Source organism: Streptomyces aurantiacus (assembly GCF_027107535.1).
Classification (GTDB): domain Bacteria; phylum Actinomycetota; class Actinomycetes; order Streptomycetales; family Streptomycetaceae; genus Streptomyces.
On the sequence record NZ_CP114283.1, the window covers coordinates 9284441 to 9305872 of the forward strand.

General features: G+C 72.7%; 12 protein-coding genes. 6 read left to right on the forward strand and 6 right to left on the reverse strand.

Going from position 1 to position 21432, the window contains the following annotated elements; translation table 11 throughout:
* Window positions 1–648: 648 nt before the first annotated feature.
* Entirely contained in the window at window positions 649–1197 is a 549-nt protein-coding gene (locus O1Q96_RS42990; protein ID WP_269253259.1) for a MarR family winged helix-turn-helix transcriptional regulator, read from the reverse strand.
* Window positions 1198–1356: 159 nt separating this feature from the next.
* Here O1Q96_RS42990 and O1Q96_RS42995 point away from each other — a divergent pair, with 159 nt between their 5' ends.
* A complete protein-coding gene (locus tag O1Q96_RS42995; RefSeq protein WP_269253953.1) occupies window positions 1357–2616 on the forward strand; it encodes an MFS transporter in 1260 nt (419 codons plus the stop codon).
* Window positions 2617–2694: 78 nt separating this feature from the next.
* Here the strand turns inward: O1Q96_RS42995 and O1Q96_RS43000 are convergent, their stop codons facing one another.
* The 3 genes from O1Q96_RS43000 to O1Q96_RS43010 form a co-directional block, all read right to left on the reverse strand.
* A complete protein-coding gene (locus O1Q96_RS43000; protein WP_269253260.1) occupies window positions 2695–3525 on the reverse strand; it encodes a class I SAM-dependent methyltransferase in 831 nt (276 codons plus the stop codon).
* 56 nt (window positions 3526–3581) lie between these two features.
* The gene (locus O1Q96_RS43005) at window positions 3582–5246 is read right to left on the reverse strand and encodes an ATP-binding SpoIIE family protein phosphatase (protein WP_269253261.1); all 1665 of its coding nucleotides are present in this window, start codon (window positions 5244–5246) and stop codon (window positions 3582–3584) included.
* 124 nt (window positions 5247–5370) lie between these two features.
* Window positions 5371–6735, reverse strand: coding sequence for an NAD(P)/FAD-dependent oxidoreductase (locus tag O1Q96_RS43010; RefSeq protein ID WP_269253262.1), 1365 nt, complete (start codon window positions 6733–6735; stop codon window positions 5371–5373).
* A 378-nt stretch (window positions 6736–7113) separates the two neighbouring features.
* Here O1Q96_RS43010 and O1Q96_RS43015 point away from each other — a divergent pair, with 378 nt between their 5' ends.
* Both O1Q96_RS43015 and O1Q96_RS43020 read left to right on the forward strand, forming a co-directional pair.
* Window positions 7114–7893: a TetR/AcrR family transcriptional regulator gene (locus O1Q96_RS43015; RefSeq protein WP_269253263.1), complete on the forward strand. Its 780-nt coding sequence runs from the start codon at window positions 7114–7116 to the stop codon at window positions 7891–7893.
* 390 nt (window positions 7894–8283) lie between these two features.
* Window positions 8284–10275, forward strand: a complete 1992-nt coding sequence (locus O1Q96_RS43020; protein ID WP_269253264.1) for a sigma-70 family RNA polymerase sigma factor — start codon at window positions 8284–8286, stop codon at window positions 10273–10275.
* Window positions 10276–10312: 37 nt separating this feature from the next.
* Here the strand turns inward: O1Q96_RS43020 and O1Q96_RS43025 are convergent, their stop codons facing one another.
* Both O1Q96_RS43025 and O1Q96_RS43030 read right to left on the reverse strand, forming a co-directional pair.
* Complete coding sequence (locus O1Q96_RS43025) at window positions 10313–14128, reverse strand: AfsR/SARP family transcriptional regulator (protein ID WP_269253265.1); 3816 nt, start codon at window positions 14126–14128, stop codon at window positions 10313–10315.
* A 216-nt stretch (window positions 14129–14344) separates the two neighbouring features.
* Window positions 14345–16438, reverse strand: coding sequence for an asparagine synthase-related protein (locus O1Q96_RS43030; protein ID WP_269253266.1), 2094 nt, complete (start codon window positions 16436–16438; stop codon window positions 14345–14347).
* Window positions 16439–17211: 773 nt separating this feature from the next.
* On the opposite strand from O1Q96_RS43030, the gene O1Q96_RS43035 reads away from it, so the two are divergent.
* The 3 genes from O1Q96_RS43035 to trmB all read left to right on the forward strand — a co-directional run bounded on the left by O1Q96_RS43035 (window position 17212) and on the right by trmB (window position 21270).
* Window positions 17212–18636, forward strand: coding sequence for an NsdA family TPR-like regulatory protein (locus O1Q96_RS43035; protein WP_269253267.1), 1425 nt, complete (start codon window positions 17212–17214; stop codon window positions 18634–18636).
* A 197-nt stretch (window positions 18637–18833) separates the two neighbouring features.
* A complete protein-coding gene (lhgO, locus tag O1Q96_RS43040) occupies window positions 18834–20045 on the forward strand; it encodes an L-2-hydroxyglutarate oxidase (RefSeq protein WP_269253268.1) in 1212 nt (403 codons plus the stop codon).
* 340 nt (window positions 20046–20385) lie between these two features.
* A complete protein-coding gene (gene trmB, locus O1Q96_RS43045; RefSeq protein ID WP_269253269.1) occupies window positions 20386–21270 on the forward strand; it encodes a tRNA (guanosine(46)-N7)-methyltransferase TrmB in 885 nt (294 codons plus the stop codon).
* Window positions 21271–21432: the final 162 nt, after the last annotated feature.

Consider the following 21432-nt stretch of genomic DNA (forward strand, 5'->3'; position numbering starts at 1 on the left):
CCGGAACAATGCCCGGCAGGACTTTTTCAAAGGAACCTCCACCCACCACAAAGTGATGGACGGGGTATCAACATATCTGGCGTTGATTTTTGGCACGCTGTTGAGTTCTCAAGGAACGGACGCTTCCTTCGTACTCACCCTCTCGGGCTTTCCTCCGGGCGCTTCCCTTCGGTCTTGCGTTTCCGACTCTATCAGACCGTTTCCCGATCCGATTTCCTCGGTGCTTTCCAGGTTTCCGCTTTCGCGTTTCCCTTTCCGGCGGTGTCGACTCTACCAGATCCTTTCGGGCCTGACTTCCAGTCAACTTCCCCCGCGTTAACGGGGATTGGTGCTGTGTCTTCGCGGCTGTTGGGCCGTTCCGACGTCCCAAACGTTAGCGGATCCTCTCGGCAGTTCCTAATCGGAGCTGTCGGCCCCAAATCGAAATCAATTCGGGCATGCCGAATTGAATCCCGTTGGGAGATCGTGCTGGTGGTTGGATGTGCCGCACTTGCGGCGGAGGTGCTGTCGCAGAACCGTTCCGGCTCCGTGGCAACTCGAAGAACCCTACGCATCTGCGAGGGGAGTGTCAAGTCTCCCCCAGGCGGCCATCCGGCAAACCCTTGGCCCGTACTCGGCCCGGGTCGTGGTCTGAGCCCAACTCAGGTCTCAGTCAAGGTCGGTGAGCCGGCCGCCGGCGTCCGGCTGGGCATCTTCCACCCTGCGCAGCAGCCTGGTCAGCACCTCTCCGAGGGTCCCGCGCTCCTGCTGTGAGAGGTCCTGGAGCAGGTCCTCCTCGAAGACAGTGGCCAGGCGCATGGCCTCCAGCCACTTCTCGCGGCCCTCGACCGTGAGTTCGACGATCACGCGGACCCGGTTGGACTCGTCGCGCTCCCGGGTCACGAGACCCTCCGCCACCATCCGGTCGATCCGGTGGGTCATGGCCGCCGGGGTGAGACCGAGCCGCTTCGCCAGCTCGCTCGGACCCAGGCGGTACGGCGATCCCGACAGGACGAGGGCCTTGAGGACCTCCCACTCGGCGTTGCTGATCCCGAGGGTGGCGGTCTGGCGGCCGTAGGCGACGTTCATACGGCGGTTGAGGCGGCCCAGCGCCGAGACGATCTGCTCGACCTGGGGGTCGAGGTCCTGGAACTCGCGCTGGTAGGCGGCGATCTGCTCGTCCAGCGTCGGCTCGTTCACGGCCGGGGTGTCACCCATGGGCGCAGTATGGCACGCACCCGCTTGGCGTTGAAGTCCTTCGAGATGTACTGTTTAGCTTCGAACTTTAGCTTCGAAGTCTTCACCTCTAACTCCTGAGGCAACCGTAAGACTTCTCGATCAAGGCAGGTGAAAGTGACCAGGGCGAGGGGCGCGGAGATGCGCCGGATCCATGTGGGCAACGCACTCAGCGCGTTCGGGCTCGGCTTTACCGTCCCGTATCTGTACGTCTATGTGGCGCAGGTACGGGACCTCGGTTCGATGACGGCGGGTCTCGTGCTCGCCGTCTTCGCCGTGGCCGCGCTCGTCGTGCTGCCGTTCGCCGGGCGGGCCATCGTCCGGCGGGGTCCGCTGCCGGTGCTGGTCCTCGCCCTGCTCACCGCCGCCGCCGGAGCGCTGAGTCTGGGGCTGGCGAGCAGCTCGACGGCCGTCCTGCTGTCCGCCGCCGCGCTCGGCGCCGGACAGGCCGTGATGCAGCCCGCCCTGGCGACGATGATCGTCGACTGCTCGACGGCCGAGACCCGGTCGCGCGCCTTCGCCACGCAGTTCTTCCTGCAGAACCTCGGCCTCGGGGTCGGCGGCCTCATCGGCGGTCACCTCGTGGACGCCTCGCGGGCGAGCTCGTTCACGCTGCTGTTCTCCATCGAGGCGGCGATGTTCCTGCTGCTCGTGGTGGTCATGGCGACCGTACGGATGCCGCGGGCGCCCAGGGTCGACGGTGCGCCGGGGCAGGCCCGGGGCAGCTGGAAGCAGTTGCTCGGCAACCGCGCCATGGTGCAGCTGTGTGTACTGGGCTTCGTGCTGTTCTTCGCCTGCTACGGACAGTTCGAGTCGGGGCTGAGCGCGTACGGCGTCGAGGCGGCGGGGATCTCCACGTCCACGCTCGGGACGGCGCTCGCCGCGAACACCGCGATGATCGTCGTCGCGCAGTTCGCCGTGCTGAAGTTCGTCGAGCGGCGGAAGCGGTCCCGGGTGATCGGCGCGGTGGGGCTGATCTGGGCGCTCGCCTGGGTCACCGCCGGATACGCCGGGCTCGGGCACGGCAGCCAGGCCATGGCGACGGCCGCGTTCGTGTCGACGTACGCGCTGTTCGGGCTCGGTGAGGCGATGCTGTCGCCGACCGTGGCGCCGCTGGTCGCGGATCTGGCGCCGAGCGGCATGGCCGGGCAGTACAACTCCGCCTTCGCCCTGGTGAAACAGCTCGCCCTCGCGGTCGGGCCGGCGGTGGGCGGACCGATGGGTGCCTCGCTGCCGGGTCCGTACATCGTGACGTTCCTGCTGTTCTCGCTGGGCATCACGTTCCTGGCGGTGCGGCTGGGGCGGCAGCTCACTCCTGTGCAGAATCAGCCCTCTCTGGCGAAGAGCCGGGTCGTGGTGCGCGGCGGGGCTCCGGTGGAGCCCGTTCAGGCCGCTGCCTGACAGGGGCCCGCGCGAACACGTACGACGGCCGTCACCACGGATGTGGTGACGGCCGTCTCCTGTTTCCGGTCGGAGGCGTCAGCGGACCGCTGTCACCAGGGCGGACGTGAACGGGACGGTCGCCGTGCCGTCCGGGTTCGTGTGGGCGGCGAGAGCCGTCGCGACCGCGTCGGCGGCCTGGACCAGGCGGTCGGGGCCGCCGGCGTCCTCGATCGCCTGGCCCCAGGGCACGGCCGTGAGGTGGCCGCGGACGAAGTCGTTGAGCGGGGGCAGGGTGATGCCGAAGGTCGCCTCGTGGCTGACCACCTCGCGGAAGCCCGCCTCCGTGAGAGCGGCCGTGAGGCGCTCGGCCGGGCAGGAGAAGGCCGCCGCGAAGTACGCCTCGGCCGCCGCGCCGCCGTACTCGGCGACGACCGGGGACTGGACGGCGAAGTACGGGGAGCGGTCCCGGGCCGCCCACGCCGTGGCGGCGAACCGGCCGCCGGGACGCAGGACCCTGGACACCTCGGTGAGGGCCGCGCCGAGGTCGGGGAAGAACTGCACGCCCTGCTGGCACAGGACGGCGTCGAAGCTGCCGTCCGGGTGGGGGAGCCGGTCGGCGGGTGCCACGGTGAACTCGATGTCCGGGTACATGCGGGGCGCCTTGGCGGCGGCCACCTTGAGCATCGCCTCGCTGAAGTCGGCGGCCGCGACGTGGCCCGTGGGTCCGACCCGGGCGGCGGCCGCGCGGGCCACGAAGCCGGTGCCGGCGGCGAGATCGAGGATCTGGTGGCCGGGACACAGGTCCACGGCGTCCAGCAGCGCCTCCACGAACGGCGCCATGATCGGTGCGCTGTACTCCTCGTAGCGCTCGGGAGCGCTGCCTTTGAGCTGAAAGCCCGTTTCGTCTGCCTGCGGTGAGCTAGCCATGGGTGAGCTACTAGCACCGCGGGGCGTGACTGACCAGATGCCGCGCGGCCCCTGGGTCAGGTGGTGCGCGGAAGTGCGAACTCGCACCACACCGCCTTGCCACCACCGGGAGTACGGCGCGAGCCCCAGTTCGAGGCGATGGTGGCCACGATCGAGATGCCCCTGCCGGACTCGTCGGCGGGCTCGGCGCGGCGGCGGCGCGGGAGGTGGTCGTCGCCGTCGGTGACCTCGACGATCAGGCGGCGGTCGGTACGGCGGAGTCTCAGACGCATCGGCGGGGTGCCGTGCTGGAGGGAGTTGGCGACGAGCTCACTGGCGGCCAGCACGCCGAGGTCGTGCAGGTCGGGCGGGAAACGCCAGCTGGTGAGGACGCCGGAGGCGAACGCACGCGCGCGTGGAGCCGCTTCCACGCCGCCGAGCAGCTCCAGGGCCGCGTTGCGGAAGAGGTCGCTGTCGGGGCCCGTACGCGCCGGGTGCTGGAGGACCAGGACCGCCACGTCGTCGTCGTGGTCGGCTTTCACCCCCGCCGAGCGGACCAGCCGGTCGCAGACCACCTGGGGCGTGCCCGTGGCGCCGGCGAGCGCCTGCGCCAGGGACGCGATGCCCTCGTCGAGGTCCGCGTCACGGCGCTCGACCAGGCCGTCGGTGTAGAGCACGGCGGTGGAGCCGGGGCCGAGGGGCACCGAGCCGGAGGAGTGCATCCAGCCGCCCGTGCCGAGCGGGGGGCCGGTGGGCTCGTCGGCGCGCAGGACGGTGCCGCTCTCGTCGCGGACGAGGATCGGGAGGTGGCCGGCGGAGGCGTACACCAGGCGGCCCTCGTTCGGGTCGTGGACCGCGTACACGCAGGTGGCGATCTGGTTGGCGTCGATCTCCATGGCGAGGCCGTCGAGGAGCTGCAGGACCTCGTGCGGGGGCAGGTCGAGGCGGGCGTACGCGCGGACCGCCGTGCGGAGCTGGCCCATGACGGCCGCCGCGCGCACTCCGCGGCCCATGACGTCACCGATGACGAGGGCGGTACGGCCGCCGCCGAGGGTGATCACGTCGTACCAGTCGCCGCCGACCGCGGTCTCCGTGCCACCGGGGTGATAGGTCGCGGCGACCCGCAGGTCGTCCGGCTCTTCGAGCTCCTGGGGCAGCAGGGAGCGCTGGAGGGTGACGGCGGTCTCGCGCTGCTGGCGCTCGCTGGCCCGCAGCCGCTCGGCGGCCTCGGCGTGGTCGGTGACGTCCGCGGCGAAGATCAGTACGCCGCCCTCCTGGGGGGCGGCCGGAGCGTCGACGGGGACGGGGGTGCACGTGAACGTGTACGAGCGGCCGCCGGGGACCTTGCGGGACTTGACCGTACGCGGCTTGGAGCTGCGCAGGACCTGGTCGAGGAGCGGCAGCAGGCCGACCTCGGCCAGCTCCGGCAGCGCGTCGCGCGCGGGCTCACCGACCGGGCGGACGCCGAAGGCCGCCACATAGGCGTCGTTCACGTACGCGAGGCGGTGCTCCGCGCCGTGGACAAGGGCGACGAGGGCCGGGATGCGGTCCAGGACCTCGCGGACCGGCAGCTCGTCCACGGCGGGCGCGGGCGCGGCCTGGGCGTCATCGGCGGTCGGCCGCTCGGCGCGGGCCGCGGGCACGGAGCCCTCCGAAGGGAGCGCGGTCGGCGATCCGTCGGTCCGCGCTGCGGCGCGGCGCTGCGTTCCGGGGAGCCGGGCGCTCCAGCGCGTGAAGTTCACTGTGGGACAGGCCTCGTGGGATCGAAGGGCGAGCGGTCGGCCCGCCCATGGTCGTGGACCAGTGTGTCCGACCGGACCGACATCCGTCAGACGCCGGCCCCGCGGACGGAGTTCCTGCCTCCGGTCAGGACGACCCCTTCGGGTCCCGAGGAGGTTTTCCACCGGCCGCGAGTTCGAACTCCGCACGGGGATGTTCGAGCGAACCGAGGGAGACGATCTCCCTCTTGAAGAGGCCCGACAGGGTCCATTCGGCGAGCACGCGGGCCTTGCGGTTGAAGGTGGGCACCCTGCTCAGGTGGTAGACGCGGTGCATGAACCAGGCAGGGTAACCCTTCAGCTTGCGCCCGTAGACGTGCGCGACGCCCTTGTGCAGCCCCAGGGAGGCGACCGAGCCCACGTACTTGTGCGCGTACGTCTCCAGCGGCTCGCCGCGCAGGGAGTGGGCGATGTTGTCGCCGAGGACCCTGGCCTGGCGCACGGCGTGCTGGGCGTTCGGGGCCGTCTCCGTGCCGGTCTCCGGCGCGGTCACGTCGGGTACGGCGGCGGCGTCGCCCGCGGCCCACGCGTGCGGGGTGCCGTCCACGGTCAGCTGGGCGGTGCACTTCAGGCGGCCGCGTTCGTTCAGCGGCAGGTCGGTGGCCGCGAGAACCGGATGCGGTTTCACTCCGGCGGTCCACACGACCGTCCGGGTCGGGAAGCGGGCGCCGTCGCTGAGGACGGCGACGCGGTCGGAGCACGAGTCGAGGCGCGTCTCCAGGCGCACGTCGATGTTGCGGCGGCGCAGCTGGGTGACGGTGTACCTGCCCATCTCCTCGCCGACCTCGGGGAGGATGCGGTTCGAGGCCTCGACGAGGATCCACTTCATGTCGTCGGCCTTGACGTTGTGGTAGTACCGCGAGGCGTAGCGGGCCATGTCCTCCAGCTCGCCGAGCGCCTCCACTCCCGCGTAGCCGCCGCCCACGAAGACGAAGGTCAGGGCGGCGTCGCGGATGGCGGGATCGCGGGTGGAGGAGGCGATGTCCATCTGCTCGATGACGTGGTTGCGCAGGCCGATGGCCTCCTCGACGGTCTTGAAGCCGATGGCGTACTCGGCGAGACCGGGGATCGGGAGGGTGCGCGAGACGGAGCCGGGGGCCAGGACCAGCTCGTCGTACGAGATCTGGTCGGGGCCGGTGCCCTCCTCCTCGGTGGCGAGGGTGACGACGGTGGCCGTGCGCTTCGCGTGGTCGATGGACTCGGCCTCGCCGATGACGACGCGGCACTGGTCCAGGACGCGGCGCAGGGGCACGACGACGTGGCGCGGCGAGATCGAGCCCGCGGCGGCCTCCGGCAGGAACGGTTGATAGGTCATGTACGGGTCGGGGGTGACCACGACGATCTCCACGTCGCCCCGCCCGAGCTCCGGTTTGAGCTTCCGCTGGAGACGCAGGGCGGTGTACATCCCGACGTAGCCGCCGCCGACAACGAGAATGCGCGCACGTTCCTTCACTCACCCATGACGCAACGGCGACCGGCGTTTGTCCACAGGCCCGTCAATTTGTGTGACCGCCCGACCGAGACGCGCGGACTCAGCCGATTCGCCGGGGCGCGGGGAAGGACCGCAGGTCAGCGGGTGCGAGCGGGGTGGCAGTAGGGGGCGCAACCGGGACGTAACCGGCCCGTACTCCGATCGGGGGGCGCTCTGTGCGGAACCTCCCCCTTCTGAATTGACCCCCACTCAACTATGTTCGTGTGTCATCGGGGTGTAGGGGGATTCGCTCGACGGGTCCGTACGGCGGGGTCGTACGGCCAAGGCTGTTCCGCTGACTCCGGCTGTCGATGGCGGGGAGAGTCTCCGGGGGGAGACGTCATTACCGGGGGAACACATATGCATATTCAGGACACTCATTGGACTTCTGCGTCTGCCCTCACAACGGGCGGAGCGGTCGGCGCGGTGGCGGGGAACGGACGCGCGGCGGATGTATCGCGCACCACACCACTGCGAGTGGACGCACAGCGCAACCTGGAGCACGTACTGCGCGCGGCACGCGAGGTCTTCGGCGAGCTGGGGTACGGCGCTCCCATGGAGGACGTGGCGCGGCGCGCGCGGGTCGGCGTCGGCACGGTGTACCGGCGCTTCCCGAGCAAGGACGTCCTGGTCCGGCGCATAGCCGAGGAGGAGACCTCCCGGCTGACCGACCAGGCGCGCTCCGCGCTCGGGCACGAGGACGAACCGTGGTCGGCGCTCTCGCGCTTCCTGCGGACGTCGGTGGCCTCGGGTGCCGGGCGGCTGCTGCCGCCGCAGGTGCTGCGGGTGGGAGTCGCCGACGAGGGCGGTGAGGGCACGGTCTTCGACGAGGCGCGGGTGCCGCAGCAGCGGTCCCAGCCCGCCGGGCCCGAGCTGCGGCTCGTGGAGCGGCCGGCCCCCCTCGGGGAGGCCGTGGCGGACGAGGACGACGCCGGGGCGGCCCAGCTGCTGGAGGTCGTGGGCCGGCTCGTGGACCGGGCACAAGAGGCGGGCGAGCTGCGTCCGGACGTGACGGTGTCGGACGTACTGCTGGTGATAGCCACGGCGGCGCCCTCGCTGCCCGACGCGGCTCAGCAGGCGGCGGCTTCGGCGCGACTGCTGGACATCCTGCTGGAGGGGCTGCGGTCCCGTCCGGCCTGAGCCGAGAGTGCTTCCGGCCGGGAGCGGGTGCGGCGTGAGCCGCGGTTGCTTCCGGCCGGGTGCGCGGGCTCCTGGGCGGGGCAAGTACCCCCGGACGCATGTGCGTCGGCGAGGACCGGCCGGGTGCGCGTCGGTGATGGCGGACCGGGTGCGCGGCGCCGAGGACCGGCTGTGCCGTCCCGGCGTCCCTGGCGAGGCACGGGTCCTGTCGTCAACCGGCTTCCCGGCGAGGGCGGTTGAAGCTTCCCCGTTCGGGTGAACGATAGTTCTCCAATTCGGCAAACTCCCTCGGACGAGTGGTTGCGCCGTTCCTCCGGGTAACAGCGATGGGTCCGTGTGTCACTCTTTCCCGGTGTTCGGGTCCGAGTGTGCAGGCGGGGGCTTTCCGCAATGAGCGTTGACGGTCGGGACGAGTCACCCGGTGCCGGGGGCACGGAGACCGGGGGCACGGAGACCGGCGGTCTTCCGTCGCCGCAGGTGCCGGGCCAGGGAGGGTCCGCGTGGGACGTTCCGGCCGCGGCCCCGGAGGCCGTACCGGCCGGCGGCACCGAACCGGAAGCCAGCGTTCCGCCGCAGCGCGAGCGGTATGACCGGCGTGAGTGGCGCGACAGCGGTGTGCTGCCTCCCCCGGTCGAACTGCCGCCCGCCGACGCCGACTTGATCGCCTGGATGCGCGCGGGCGACGACACCGCCTACGAGGAGCTGTACCGGCGCCACGCGGACGCCGTCCGCAGGTACGCCCGCACCTGCTGCCGGGACGCCCACACCGCGGACGACCTCACGGCCGAGGTCTTCGCCCGCATGCTCCAGGCCGTACGCGGCGGCAGCGGCCCCGAGCACTCCGTACGCGCCTATCTGCTGACGACCGTCCGGCGCGTCGCGGCGGGCTGGACGAAGTCGGCGCGGCGGGAGCACCTGGTCGACGACTTCGCCGTGTTCGCGGCACAGGCCGCGCGCGGCGCCGAGATGTCGGACGACACCGCGTCCGGCTCCTTCGGAGCGGGCCTCGACCTGGGCGCGGACGTACGGGCGATGCACGAGGCCGAACAGTCGATGGCCATGCAGGCGTTCCGGTCGCTTCCGGAGCGCTGGCAGGCCGTGCTGTGGCACACCGAGGTCGAGGACGAGTCGCCCAGCGAGGTCGCCACGCTCTTCGGGCTCGACGCCAACGGCACGCGCGTACTGGCCAGTCGGGCCCGTGAGGGCCTCAAGCAGGCCTATCTGCAGGCGCATGTGAGCGCCACGCTCACCACGGACGAGGAGTGCGCGCGCTATGCCGACCGGCTCGGCGCGTACGCGCGCGGCGGGCTGCGCACGCGTGCCGAGCGCGGGCTGCGCAAGCACCTGGAGGAGTGCGCCAAGTGCCGGCTCGCCGCCGGTCAGATCAAGGAGGTCGCCAGCGGGATTCCCGCCGTGGTGCCGGTCGCGGTCATCGGCTGGTTCGGTGCCGCCGGTTACGCGAAGGCGGCCGCCCTCATCGCCGGCGGGGCCGGTGCGGGTGCGGCAGGCGCCGCGGGGGCCGCGTCCGCGGTGGGCGGCGGCTCCGGTGGCGCGGGGGCCGGTGGCGGGGCAGCGGCGGAAGGGCTCGGGGCGCCCGCGAAGGCCGGCATCGCGGCCGGTGTCGTCGCGGTGGCCGCGGCGGCGGTGGCGCTCGCGCTGGTGGGCGACGACGCACCGGCGAAGAAGCCCGAAGCCGTGCCGCGCCCGCCCGCTCCGGTCGTCGAGCCGCGCGTACCGTCGCCGTCACCGGACCCGCCCGAGGCGGGGCCCGTGCCGGTCGTACCGGCGGTCGCGCCGTCGCTGAAGCCGACCCCGAAGCCGCCCCGTACGCCCGAGCCGCCGGCCGAACCCGCCCCCGAGCCGAAGCCGACACCCACGCCGGTACCCACCCCCACCCCCAGGCCGACGCCGACGCCCGCGCCGCCTCCTTCCCCGCCGCCACCCGCCCCGGCCGTCTTCCAGTGGAACGAGCTGAAGTACGGCGTCATCGGGGACGGCACCCGGCCCGAGATGCGGCTCGGCGAGAGCAGCTGGGTCTGGCAGCGGTACGGCATGTCCATCGGCGACAAGCGGTACGCGAACGGTGTCACCGTGCACGGCGCGTCCTCGGTCACCATCGATCTCAACCGCACGTGCTCCTCGTACGACGCGATGGTCGGTGTGGACGACATGGTCATGGGGCTCGGCCAGGTGCGCTTCTCCGTGTTCGCCGACGGCGCCCGGATGTGGCAGTCGGGGCTGGTGCGGGGAGGCCATGCCGCGGTGCCCGTGCACGTGGACCTGACGGGCAGGAAGACGATCCGTCTGGTCGTCGAGCCGCACTCCGCCTTCGACTCGGCGTCCCTGGCGGACTGGGCCGACTCACGGTTCCGGTGCCAGTGACGCAATCCCCCGGAGGACGGGGTACGGCCGGGGCGGGTCAGGGCCTCGCGGTGGCCGGGGCCTCGGCCGATGCCTCGGCCAGTTCCCTACGGACGTCGTCCGGGGTGAGCGTGGCGCCGGTGGCGCGCTCGGTCTCGTAGGCGGCGCGGCCGAGCCCGGCCAGGGCCGTGGCCTCGACCCGTTCGAGTACCTCGCACTCGGGCATCGGGCGCGGGTGACCACCCCGCCATCGGGAGGCGGCCGCGAGAACACGGACCACGCGCGCGTGGTCGCCGATACCGGACAGGACTCCCGCCGACCGCTCGGCCAACGCCGCGAGGACCGCCTCCGCGCACCGCTCCGACGCGGCTTCGCGCAGGGCGACGGCCAGTCCGCGCAGCCCCGGCCCGGGGCCCGACTCCGTCGCCGTGAGGAGGGCGTCGATGCCGTTCAGTGCGGCGATGAACTGGGGCGGCGGCGTGCCCCGGCGGGTCTCCGCGCGGGCTGCCTCGCACAGCTCGCGTGCCCGGGTGAGGTCCCGGTCGTCGATGGCCATCTGGGACCGCATGAGAAGGACGAACGCCCGCGAGTCCGGCACCGCGTAGCGGTCGGCCGCGGCCGTCGCCTCGTCCAGGGCGGTGAGGGCGCCGGCCCGGTCGCCCTCGCGGTAGGCGATCTCACCGAGCCGGGCGATCAGGAACGGCGACTCCGCGTACGCCCCCACCTCGTGGGCGAGCCGCAGCGCCTCCTCGTACTGCCCCTTGGCCTCCTGGAGCCGTCCACGCACCATGGCCGCCTCGCCGCCCGCGCTGCACACCTGGGCGCGCATCCAGCGGTCACCCACGCGCCGGGAGACCGTCCCCAGCTCCGCGAGGTACTCGTCGATGCCCTCCATGCCGCCGGGCGTGTCGACGGCCACGTGCACACGGAACAGCAGGGCGGCGCCGATCTCCCAGTCGCCGCCGTACACACGGCAGTTGGCCAGCGAGATCTCCATGGACCGGCGCACGTCGTCGCTGCCGATCAAGAACCCGATCAGCGGCCAGATGATGCCGGGGAAACTCGCCGCGTCCGGGCCGCCGCGCGCCAGTCTGTTCCGCAGGCGCGTGACGTACTCCACGGTCCGCTCGTCCATCGGCGGGCCCTGACCGAGCTCCGCCGCCAGGAAGAACTGCAACAGACGCAGTTTGGTACGGAGCCTGTGCAGGGGGTGGTCACTCTCGGCCTCGGAGTCGAGGTCGAGGCCGGGGCCGGGGCCGGGATCGAAGCCGGCCCCGAAGGGGTCGCTGGTGCCCCGGACTCCGAAGGGGTCGTCGTCGCTGATGCCCCGGGCCCCGCTCATGCCTGTGGTGTCGTCCCCGGCTCCGACCGGGTCGGTGACATCCCGGACCCCGACCGGACCGGGGGCGTTGTCGGCCCCCGCCGGGCTGGTGACATCTCCGGTCCTGATCACGCCGGAGGTCCCGCGGCGCGGCCATGCCCGCTCCGGGCGCTCCGGGACTTCCGCCCGTGCCCCCGCGGCCGGAGCAGCGGCGGCCGGAGTCGGTGCGTCCGCAGTCGGTGCGTCCGGCGATCGCCGAGCGTCGAGCGCCGCACCCAGGCGCACGACCCGGCCGGTCCAGGCAGCGCCCTCCCGCCGGAAGTTGCGCAGCCACCAGAACCAGCCCATGGCGAGCACCAGGGCGCCGGCCTCCGGCTCGTCGGCGGCGACAACGCTGCGGTGGAGCGCCGCACGGATGTTGTCCATGTCGGTCTCCAGGCGTTGGATCCACCGGAGCTGGTCGGCGGACCGCAGCAGGGGGTCCGCCTCCTCGGCCAGCGCGCGGGCCCACGCCCGGTGTCTCCGCTCGGCCGCGGTACGCAGCTCGGGCGTTACGGCGGCACGCTCCGCGGCGTACTCGTGGATGGTCTCCAGCATGCGGTAGCGCATGCCACCGGCGCCTCTCCGGCAGGGAGCCGCGACGACCAGTGACTTGTCGACCAGCGCTCCGACGGCCTCGGCGACGGGACCGCTGCACACGGCCTCCGCGGCCTCCAGGTCCCAGCCGCCCGCGAAGACGGAGACCTCCCGCAGGACGGTCCGCTCGGACTCGTCGAGGAGGTCCCAGGACCAGTCGACGACCGCGCGCAGAGTCTGCTGGCGGGGCAGGGCCGTGCGGTTTCCCGAGGTGAGGAGGCGGAACCGGTCGTCGAGGCGGTCGGCGATCTGACGAGCGGTGAGCATCCGCAGGCGGGCGGCGGCCAGCTCGATGGCGAGCGGCAGACCGTCCAGGCGGCGGCAGATCTCGTCGACGGCGGCGGGGTCGTCGGTGACACCGGCGCCAGGGCCGACGGCTGCCGCGCGCTCCAGGAAGAGGCGGTGCGCGGGGCCGGGGAGGAGGGGCTCGACCGGACGCACGGACTCGCCGGGGACACCCAGGGGTTCACGGCTGGTGGCCAGGATCGTGAGCCCCGGGCAGTGGGTCAGGAGCGTCTCGGCGAGCTCGGCCGCGGCGTCGATCACATGTTCGCAATTGTCAAGGATCAGGAGTTGGCTGCGTGGGGCGCAGTACTCGACGAGCAGGGCGACCGGGTCGTCCTGCTGCACCGTCATCTCGTGGGTCATCAGCACGGTCTCGCGCAGACCGAGGGCACTGACCACCGCGCCGGGCACCGCCTCCGGCCGGTCGAGCGGGGCGAGCTCGGCCAGCCATGCCTGCGGATGCCCGGCGGCGGCTTCCTCGGCGAGGCGGGTCTTGCCGGAGCCGCCCGGTCCGGTGAGGGTGACGAGACGGGCCCTGTGCAATTCGGAACGGATCGCGTCGAGTTCGGGTTCCCGGCCCACGAAGGAATTCAGACGGGGGCGGATGTTGCCGGACTGCTCGGGTTCCGCGGGAGCGACGGCCGCGTACGGGCTCGGGGGCACCGGCACCCGCATCGGCACCGTCGCGGGCGGGCTGGAACGGGGCCCCGCAGCCGGGCTCGGGGCGAACGCGGGACCGTACGTGGACGCCGGTCCGGAACCGTGCGTGGACGCCGGTGCAGGACCGCGCGTGGACGCGACCGGGGTACCCGCGGGCCCGCGGCCGTACACGGACCCACCCGCTTCCGCCGCAGACGCAGACGCAGACGCAGACGCAGGTGATGGTGCGGACGCAGGCGCGGGTGCGGGTGCGGGCCGTGGAGTCAGCAGTTCGGCGTGCAGGGCGCGGAGTTCCGGGCCCGGGTCCGTGCCCAGACCGTCCGTCAGGGCACGGCGGACCGTCTCGTACGCCGCCAACGCGTCCGCCCGGCGGCCGGTGTCCCGCAGGGCCCGGATGAGGAGGGCGTGCAGCGGTTCGTCGTACGGGTGGAGACCGGTGAGCTCCTTCAACTCCGGTACGGCGTCGTGGGCGTGGCCGTTGCACAGGTCCGCCTCCACGCGCGCGCGTGTCGCCTCCTGACGGAGGGACTCCGGGCGGGCCGCCGCCGCGGCGCGGTCGGGCAGGTCGGCGAGGGCCGGGCCCCGCCACAGGGACAGGGCTTCCCTGAGAGTGCGGGCGGCAGTGGCCGGATCATCGTCCAGGCGGGCCCTGCCCTCACGGACCAGCCGTTCGAAGACGAACAGGTCGACGTCCTCCGGGGTGGCGTCGAGGCGGTAGCCGCCGGGCTCCGAGGCGACGGCGTCCCGGCCGAGGGCTCGGCGCAGGCGGCCCACGAGGGCCTGCAGGGCGGCGGGGGCGTCGTGCGGGGGATCGTCCGGCCAGACCTCGTCGATGAGGGTCTCCGGGGACGTGGTGCGGGTGGTCCTCAGGGCAAGGGCCGTGAGAAGCGCGCGGAGGCGGGGGCCTCCCAGGGGCAGGTCATTGCCCTGGGTGTCCGCCGCCTGGGTGACGCCCAGGATTCTGTACCGCACGGGGCCATTGTCGCCGGTGTGCTGGGGCGGGGCCGGGCTTTTCCGTCCCCGCCGCACCTTCCCTTGCCGCCGGAACCCTGCCCTTTCCGTCTCCTTCAGGGACCAGCTTCAGAGGATCGGCCGCTGAGCCCTCGTCCCTCGAACGCCTGAGGGGCTGAAAACATAAGAACGCAGCCCGGCCGGGCCCCTCGCATGCCTACGCCCTCCTGTGCCCGTCTAGCCTCTCCGCGCGCCCGCGCCCAGTGCCCCCCTCTGGGGCCGGATTCCCGCCGGGACGGCGCGCTGGCGGGCCGGGGTGCCCGTCCAGCAGGTGCCGCGGCGGTCCAGGAGGCGGCGGAGCCACAGTTCGAGCGAGACCAGGTCCGCGAGGCCCTCCAGGGGCAGGGGCTCTCCGTCGGCCGCCGCCCGCAGGGCCTTGCGGACGACGCGGGCCTCGACCAGGCCCGCCTGGGCGAGGAGAGGCGTGTCGAAGAGGGCCACCAGTTCGTCCACGGCGACGCGGAGCCCGGTGCGCGCGGCGGCGGCCGAGGACGCGTGGGAGGGTGCGCCCCAGCCGGGCGGGAGGTCGGCCACTCCGGCACCCTCCAGGACCGTACGCAGTATGGCGGCCCGCGCTCCGGGCTGGACGCGCAGTGCTTCGGGGAGGGCGCGGCAGGCGCGTACGACCTGGTTGTCGAGGAAGGGGGCGTGCAGACGCTGGAAGCGGACCTCCGCGGCCTGTTCCAGGATGCGCAGGTCGGCGGCGTGCCGGGCCAGCGCGGTGCGGGCCCGGAAGTCGCCCGGCCGCTGGCCGGGGCCGACGCTCGCGCGGGTCGCCGAGCCCGTCAGACGAACCGATACTTCAGCGAGGGCCTCGCCCGTCAGCCAGCGCGCGGCGGGTCCCGGTCTGGCCCACGTGAGCGCGGCGAGAGACGCCCCCACGGCACCTCCCGGCTCCTCGAACCGCCTGTGCAGCAGCCGGTCGGCCAGCCCTTCGATACCGACCAGGTAGGGCGTACGGGCCAGTTTGCGGGCCGCGCCGTACACGCGCGCGGGGACCATGACCGAGCCGTCGGCCTTGGCCAACGCCGCGACCGGGCGCACCAGATGGCGCCGCTTGCGGTCCATGAGCAGGTCCGCGAGGCGGGCCGGGTGGGCGTCCAGTACCTGTCGGGCCCCGTACCCCGTGAAGTGGTCCGCGCTGCCCGAGGCCAGGCGGGCGCGATGGCGGACGGCCGTCACCAGGGACGGGCCCGGCTCGTCCGTCAGGGGGCCCTCCAACTCGGCGTAGGGGAGCACTTCCTCGCCCCCGGCGACCACCACGTGGTGCAGTCGCGGGTTGGCGGCGAGCGTCCCGGCCCGTTCCAGTTCCGCTTCCCGGCCCTTCACCGCCAGGTCGTTGAAGGTGACCGCGAGGAGCCGCTCGCCGGCGCCCGTGCCGTGCCCCAGGACGGTGCCGGGTGCGCCGGGCAGACCGGCGGCGAGGAGGGCGAGGGTGCCCGAGGCGGGGCCTCCGGAGAGGTCGGCTCCAATACCGGGCACGGGCATGCCGCGGGCCGCGCGCCGCTCGGCGGGCCCCATCCCGGGTACGGGTCCCGGGTCTATGTCGGCTCCCGGTACGTGTCTGGGGGCGGCGAGCCGCGCGCGCACGGCCTCCACCAGGGCGTCCCGGACGCCGTCCACCGCACTGACGGCGTCGGCGATGGGGGCGGCGACGGCGAGGGAGGCCACCGCCTCGTAGCCGGCGATCTCCCGTGCGCCCGCGCGCAGGATCAGCGCGTGCCCCGGCGGAATGCGCCGCACGCCCTCGTAGGGGGTCGTGTCGTGGAGAGCGGCCGGTACGTCGGGAGCGGCGAGCAGGGCCGCCAGATGTCCGAAGTCGAGGTTGGCCTCGATGAGGTCGGCGAGGGGCAGAGCCGCGGTCGAGTAGGCCGTGCCGCTCGCCCAGGGCGTGTAGAACACCGGCCTGGCGCCCGCGAGATCGCCGCAGACCATGACCCGGCGGCCCACCTGGACGACGGCCGTGTAACTGCCGGGCCAGGCCGTCAGATGCCGAAGTGCCCCGCCGCGCGCGGCGAACAGGCCCACGCGCAGTTCCTCGTCGGAGGCACCGCAGGTGCCGAGCACCGCCATGCGGTTCTGGTCGTCGGCCTTGATGACGCGCACCTCGTCGGGGCGCCAGTCGCCGACCGCCCAGAGCGGATCGGGGTCGCCCCACAGGAGCTGGGAACCGACCGGGTGAACCGTCTCTCCGTCGCTCCCGGTCGCGCCCGCCGAACCGGCCTCAGGCGCGCGAGCGACGGTGCTGCTCCATCCCACCAACCATCGCATCGCCGCCTCCACAGGCTGTGGACAACCAGTGCACCGCACGAACCGGTCACCATGCTGCCACGAAGAATGCGCACCGGAGGGCCGGCGAGGCCGCTTGTGCTCCCCGGAGTGCGCCCCTGGGAGATGCCCCGTCCGAGGCCGACGCACGCACGGGGAGAGGCGATCGAGGAGAATTGCCCCTGCGGCTACGACCTGAATGCGCCCCCGGTACGCTCCCCCAAGGCACCCAACGCGCCCTCAAATTCCGTGGTGGGAGCGGTATTTGCCCTCGGACGGAGGGGGCGATATTCAGCCAAATCGGGGATGGACGCAGGGCGTTGCACACGCTCCGTACAGGCTGTGCGCAACGCACAGTCCGGGAGGCGGAGTCCGCCTCCCGGACCGGTCCGCCGCCCGCGGGGATGTAGGCGGCGGTGTCCCCCAGCCCACTGGATCCAGTACAGCGGGCCGACCCACGCACGATCCATGCAAGCGCTCCCCCGGTGGCCGGAGAAGAGCGCACGGACAGGCGCACGGCCACACAACGGGAGCACGACACGACGCTCCGTGCTTGCCCGCGGACCACAATCCCGCCATCCGGAACAATGCCCCTTAACGCTTGGGATGCGGCGAACTACCCTGTGTTTGCCTGTGTTTTCGCGGGAGGCATATTCCTGAGGGCTCGGCCACGTGCTTTTGCGGGTGGGGTTCCAGGGGTTGGCACCCGGGAAGACGCAGCACGAATGCCGCGTGGCTGAACCCGCGCGGCAGCCGTCTGTGTCGAGGGGTGGCGCATGTCCAGGGAGCAACGCGGGCCGAACGAAAAACTCGGCGCCGTTCTCGCCCTCGCGGGAATCAGCAACGCAGGACTCGCGCGTCGCGTCAACGATCTTGGCGCTCAACGCGGGTTGACTCTTCGCTACGACAAGACGTCGGTGGCGCGCTGGGTGTCGAAAGGCATGGTGCCGCAGGGCGCCGCGCCGCACCTCATCGCCGCCGCCATCGGCCAGAAACTCGGCCGCCCGGTCCCGCTCCACGAGATCGGTCTGGCGGACGCGGATCCCGCGCCCGAGGTGGGCCTCGCCTTCCCCCGAGACGTGGGACAGGCCGTACGGTCCGCGACGGACCTCTACCGGCTCGACCTCGCGGGGCGCCGGGCAGGTTCGGGCGGCATCTGGCAGTCTCTCGCCGGATCGTTCGCGGTGAGCGCGTACGCGACTCCCGCGTCCAGGTGGCTGATAACACCGGCCGACAGCTCGGTTGCACGCGACGCGAACCCGGCGGAGGGCTCCGGAGCACCGCTGAAAGTCGGCCACAGCGACGTGCAGAAGCTGCGGGAGGCCGCCGAGGACGCCAGGCGCTGGGACTCCAAGTACGGAGGCGGCGACTGGCGTTCGTCCATGGTGCCGGAGTGCTTACGGGTCGAGGCGGCACCGCTGCTCCTGGGCTCGTACTCGGACGAGGTCGGCCGGGCCCTTTTCGGGGCGAGCGCCGAACTCACCCGCCTGGCGGGCTGGATGGCCTTCGACACGGGCCAGCAGGAGGCCGCACAGCGCTACTACATCCAGGCACTGCGCCTGGCCCGCGCGGCGGCGGACGTGCCCTTAGGGGGCTACGTACTGGCTTCCATGTCCCTCCAGGCGACCTACCGCGGCTTCGGCGACGAGGGCGTGGACCTCGCGCAGGCCGCCCTGGAGCGCAACCGCGGCCTGGCCACCGCCCGCACGATGAGCTTCTTCCGCCTGGTGGAGGCCCGGGCCCACGCGCGCGCGGGTGACGCCCAGGCGGCCGGCGGCGCCCTGAAGGCGGCCGAGGGCTGGTTGGAGCGGGCTCGTGACGGCGACCAGGACCCGTCCTGGCTCGGCTTCTACTCGTACGACCGTTTCGCGGCCGACGCGGCGGAGTGCTACCGCGATCTGAAGGCTCCGCGGCAGGTCCGCCGTTTCACCGAGCAGGCCCTGTCGAAGCCGACGGAGGAGTTCGTACGGTCCCACGGGCTGCGTCTGGTGGTGTCGGCGGTCGCCGAGCTCGAGTCGGGCAACCTCGACGCGGCGTGCGAGCAGGGCGTACGGGCGGTGGAGGTGGCCGGGCGCATCTCCTCGGCCCGCACCACGGAGTACGTGAAGGATCTCCTCCACCGACTGGAGCCGTACGGCGACGAGCCACGCGTCGTGGAGCTGCGCGAGCGGGCCAGGCCGCTGCTCATGGCCCCGGCCTAGGGGCAGGAAAGCACCACCGGTACCCGTCACAGGAAGCACCACCGGTGCCGGTCGGCAGAGGTGACCGGCACCACGAAGCGCTACCGGGACCGCGCATCCCCCGTGTTCCTGGGGTTTGAGGCCGTTGTCAGTGGCGCAGTGCACTATCGGAGATGCGAGTCGGAGGTGAAAGCCGAAGGCGGGAGGTGGACGGACGAATGGTGCGGGAGATCGCTCACGACTGTGACGTGCTCGTGATCGGGGGCGGGATCGTCGGTCTGTCGACGGCCTACGCGATCACGCGTTCCGCTCCGGGCACGCGGGTGACGGTGCTGGAGAAGGAGCCCGGCCCGGCCCGCCATCAGACGGGACGCAACAGCGGGGTCATCCACAGCGGGATCTACTACCGCCCGGGCTCGCTGAAGGCCCGGTTCGCGGTGCGGGGCGCCGCCGAGCTGGTCAAGTTCTGCGCGGAGTACGACATCGCGCACGCGGTGACCGGCAAGCTGATCGTCGCCACGGAGCGGGACGAGCTCCCCCGCCTGCACGCACTGGTACAGCGGGGCCGGGAGAACGGCATCGCGGTCCGCGAGCTGGGCGCCTCCCAGATCGGCGAGTACGAGCCCGAGGTGCGGGGCCTCGCCGCGATCCGTGTCGCCACGACAGGGGTGTGCGACTTCGTGGGTGTGGCCCGACAGCTCGCGGACGCCTCGGGGGCCCGGATCCGGTACGGCGCGAAGGTCGCGTACATCGACCGACGTCCCGACCGCGGAGTGGCCGTCCGCACGGACGACGGCACGGTCGTCCGCGCGCGCGTGCTGGTCAACTGCGCCGGCCTCCACTGCGACGCCGTGGCCCGCCTGACGGGCGACGACCCCGAGATGCGGATCGTCCCCTTCCGCGGCGAGTACTACACCCTGGCCCGCCCCGACCTGGTCAACGGCCTCGTCTACCCCGTCCCCGACCCCGCGTTCCCCTTCCTCGGCGTCCACCTCACCCGGGGCATCGACGGCAGCGTCCACATCGGTCCGAACGCCGTCCCGGCGCTGGCGCGCGAGGGCTACGACTGGCGTACGGTCCGCCCCCGCGAGCTGGCCACGACCCTGGCCTGGCCCGGTTCCTGGCACATGGCCCGGAGCCACTGGCGCTACGGCGGCGGGGAGCTGCGCCGCTCGCTCTCCAAGACGGCCTTCACCCAGGCGGTCCGGCGCCTGCTGCCCGCGGTGACCCCCGACGACCTGGTCCCGGCGTCCGCGGGCGTCCGAGCCCAGGCGGTCCTGCGTGACGGCACCCTGGTGGACGACTTCCTGATCCAGGAGGGCCCCCGCACGGTCCACGTACTGAACGCGCCCTCCCCCGCGGCCACGGCCTCACTCCCCATCGGCCGAGAAGTGGCCCGCCGAACCCTCAAGGCCCTCGCAAACACCTGAAGAGCCCGGCCGCACCCCGCACCGACGCCACCACCACCCCACGACGGACGCCGCGCCGCCCGCACGGAAGGGGCCGCGGCCTCCGTCCTCACGAAAGGGGCCGCGGCCTCCGTCCTCACGGAAGGGGCCGTGCCGGTACGTCGCAGTCCGCCGCCTAGCTCTTCCTCACGGAGCTCACCATGGCAGCAGAGGGCAGTACGCCCGGCCGCGGCGGACTCGACGTACCGGCACGGCCCCGACCCACCACGAACGCGACACCCCCACACGGCGTACCCGCCACCCCACACCCCCACCCCACACCGCGCCCCCGCCACCCCACACGCCGTAAAATCAACCCACTGTGTCTGACTCACCCCTCACCCCCGAACCCTCCGGCCACCCCGACGCCCCGCCCCGCACCGCACCCGACGGCCCGCCCGTCGATGCCCGCGTCGACGCCCCCGCCGGCACCCCCCGTACCCCCCGCCCAAAGGGCGAGCCCCGCTTCCCCGACGGCCCCCGCGCCGACCCGGCAGGCTCCCACTTCGAGCGACGGATCCGCAGCTTCCAGCCACGCCGGAGCCGCGTCACCCAGGGCCAGGAGGACGCGCTGCAGCGTCTGTGGCCGAAGTGGGGCCTGGACATCGACGGACAGCGGACCCTCGACCTCGCCGAGCTGTTCGGGGCCGACATCCCGGTCGTGCTGGAGATCGGCTTCGGCATGGGCGAGGCGACCGCCGTGATGGCCTCCGAGGACCCGGGCACCGGAATCCTCGCCGTCGACGTCCACACCCCGGGCCAGGGCAACCTGCTGAACCTCGCGGACCGGGCCGGCCTGTCCAACCTCCGCGTCGGCAACGGCGACGCGATCATCCTGCTGCGCGAGATGCTGGCGCCGGACTCCCTCGCCGGCCTGCGGGTCTACTTCCCGGACCCGTGGCCCAAGAAGCGCCACCACAAAAGGCGCCTGATCCAGCCGGAGTTCCTCACACTCGCCGCGTCCCGCCTGCGCCCCGGCGCACTGCTGCACTGCGCGACGGACTGGGAACCGTACGCGGAGGTCATGCTCGAAGTCCTCACCGCGCACCCGGACTTCGAGAACACCCGGCCCGACGGCGGCTTCGCGCCACGTCCCGCCTTCCGGCCCCTGACGCGTTTCGAGGGCCAGGGCCTGGACAAGGGTCACGCAGTGAACGATCTGCTGTTCCGCCGCGTACCGCTTACTGCGGACAGCACGGGCGGCTGAGCCCCCGTGTGGGGTCCGGCGAGCGACGTGCGAGGCGCGGACCGCGCACCGCAACCCGCGACGAGGAGAACACGGAGGGCTGATCGCACCCACACGGCGGAGCCGCACGAAGCCACGGCCCCACGCCCCCGAGGGGGCACTCTCGCGGGCCACGCCCCTCCC

What these genes read in the sequence shown, in the direction of transcription:
- O1Q96_RS42990 (WP_269253259.1), bottom strand. Translation starts at nt 1,197, where the DNA reads ATGGGTGACACCCCGGCCGTGAACGAGCCGACGCTGGACGAGCAGATC.
- O1Q96_RS42995 (WP_269253953.1), top strand. Translation starts at nt 1,357, where the DNA reads ATGCGCCGGATCCATGTGGGCAACGCACTCAGCGCGTTCGGGCTCGGC.
- O1Q96_RS43000 (WP_269253260.1), bottom strand. Translation starts at nt 3,525, where the DNA reads ATGGCTAGCTCACCGCAGGCAGACGAAACGGGCTTTCAGCTCAAAGGC.
- O1Q96_RS43015 (WP_269253263.1), top strand. Translation starts at nt 7,114, where the DNA reads ATGCATATTCAGGACACTCATTGGACTTCTGCGTCTGCCCTCACAACG.
- O1Q96_RS43020 (WP_269253264.1), top strand. Translation starts at nt 8,284, where the DNA reads ATGAGCGTTGACGGTCGGGACGAGTCACCCGGTGCCGGGGGCACGGAG.
- O1Q96_RS43030 (WP_269253266.1), bottom strand. Translation starts at nt 16,438, where the DNA reads ATGCGATGGTTGGTGGGATGGAGCAGCACCGTCGCTCGCGCGCCTGAG.
- O1Q96_RS43035 (WP_269253267.1), top strand. Translation starts at nt 17,212, where the DNA reads ATGTCCAGGGAGCAACGCGGGCCGAACGAAAAACTCGGCGCCGTTCTC.
- lhgO (WP_269253268.1), top strand. Translation starts at nt 18,834, where the DNA reads ATGGTGCGGGAGATCGCTCACGACTGTGACGTGCTCGTGATCGGGGGC.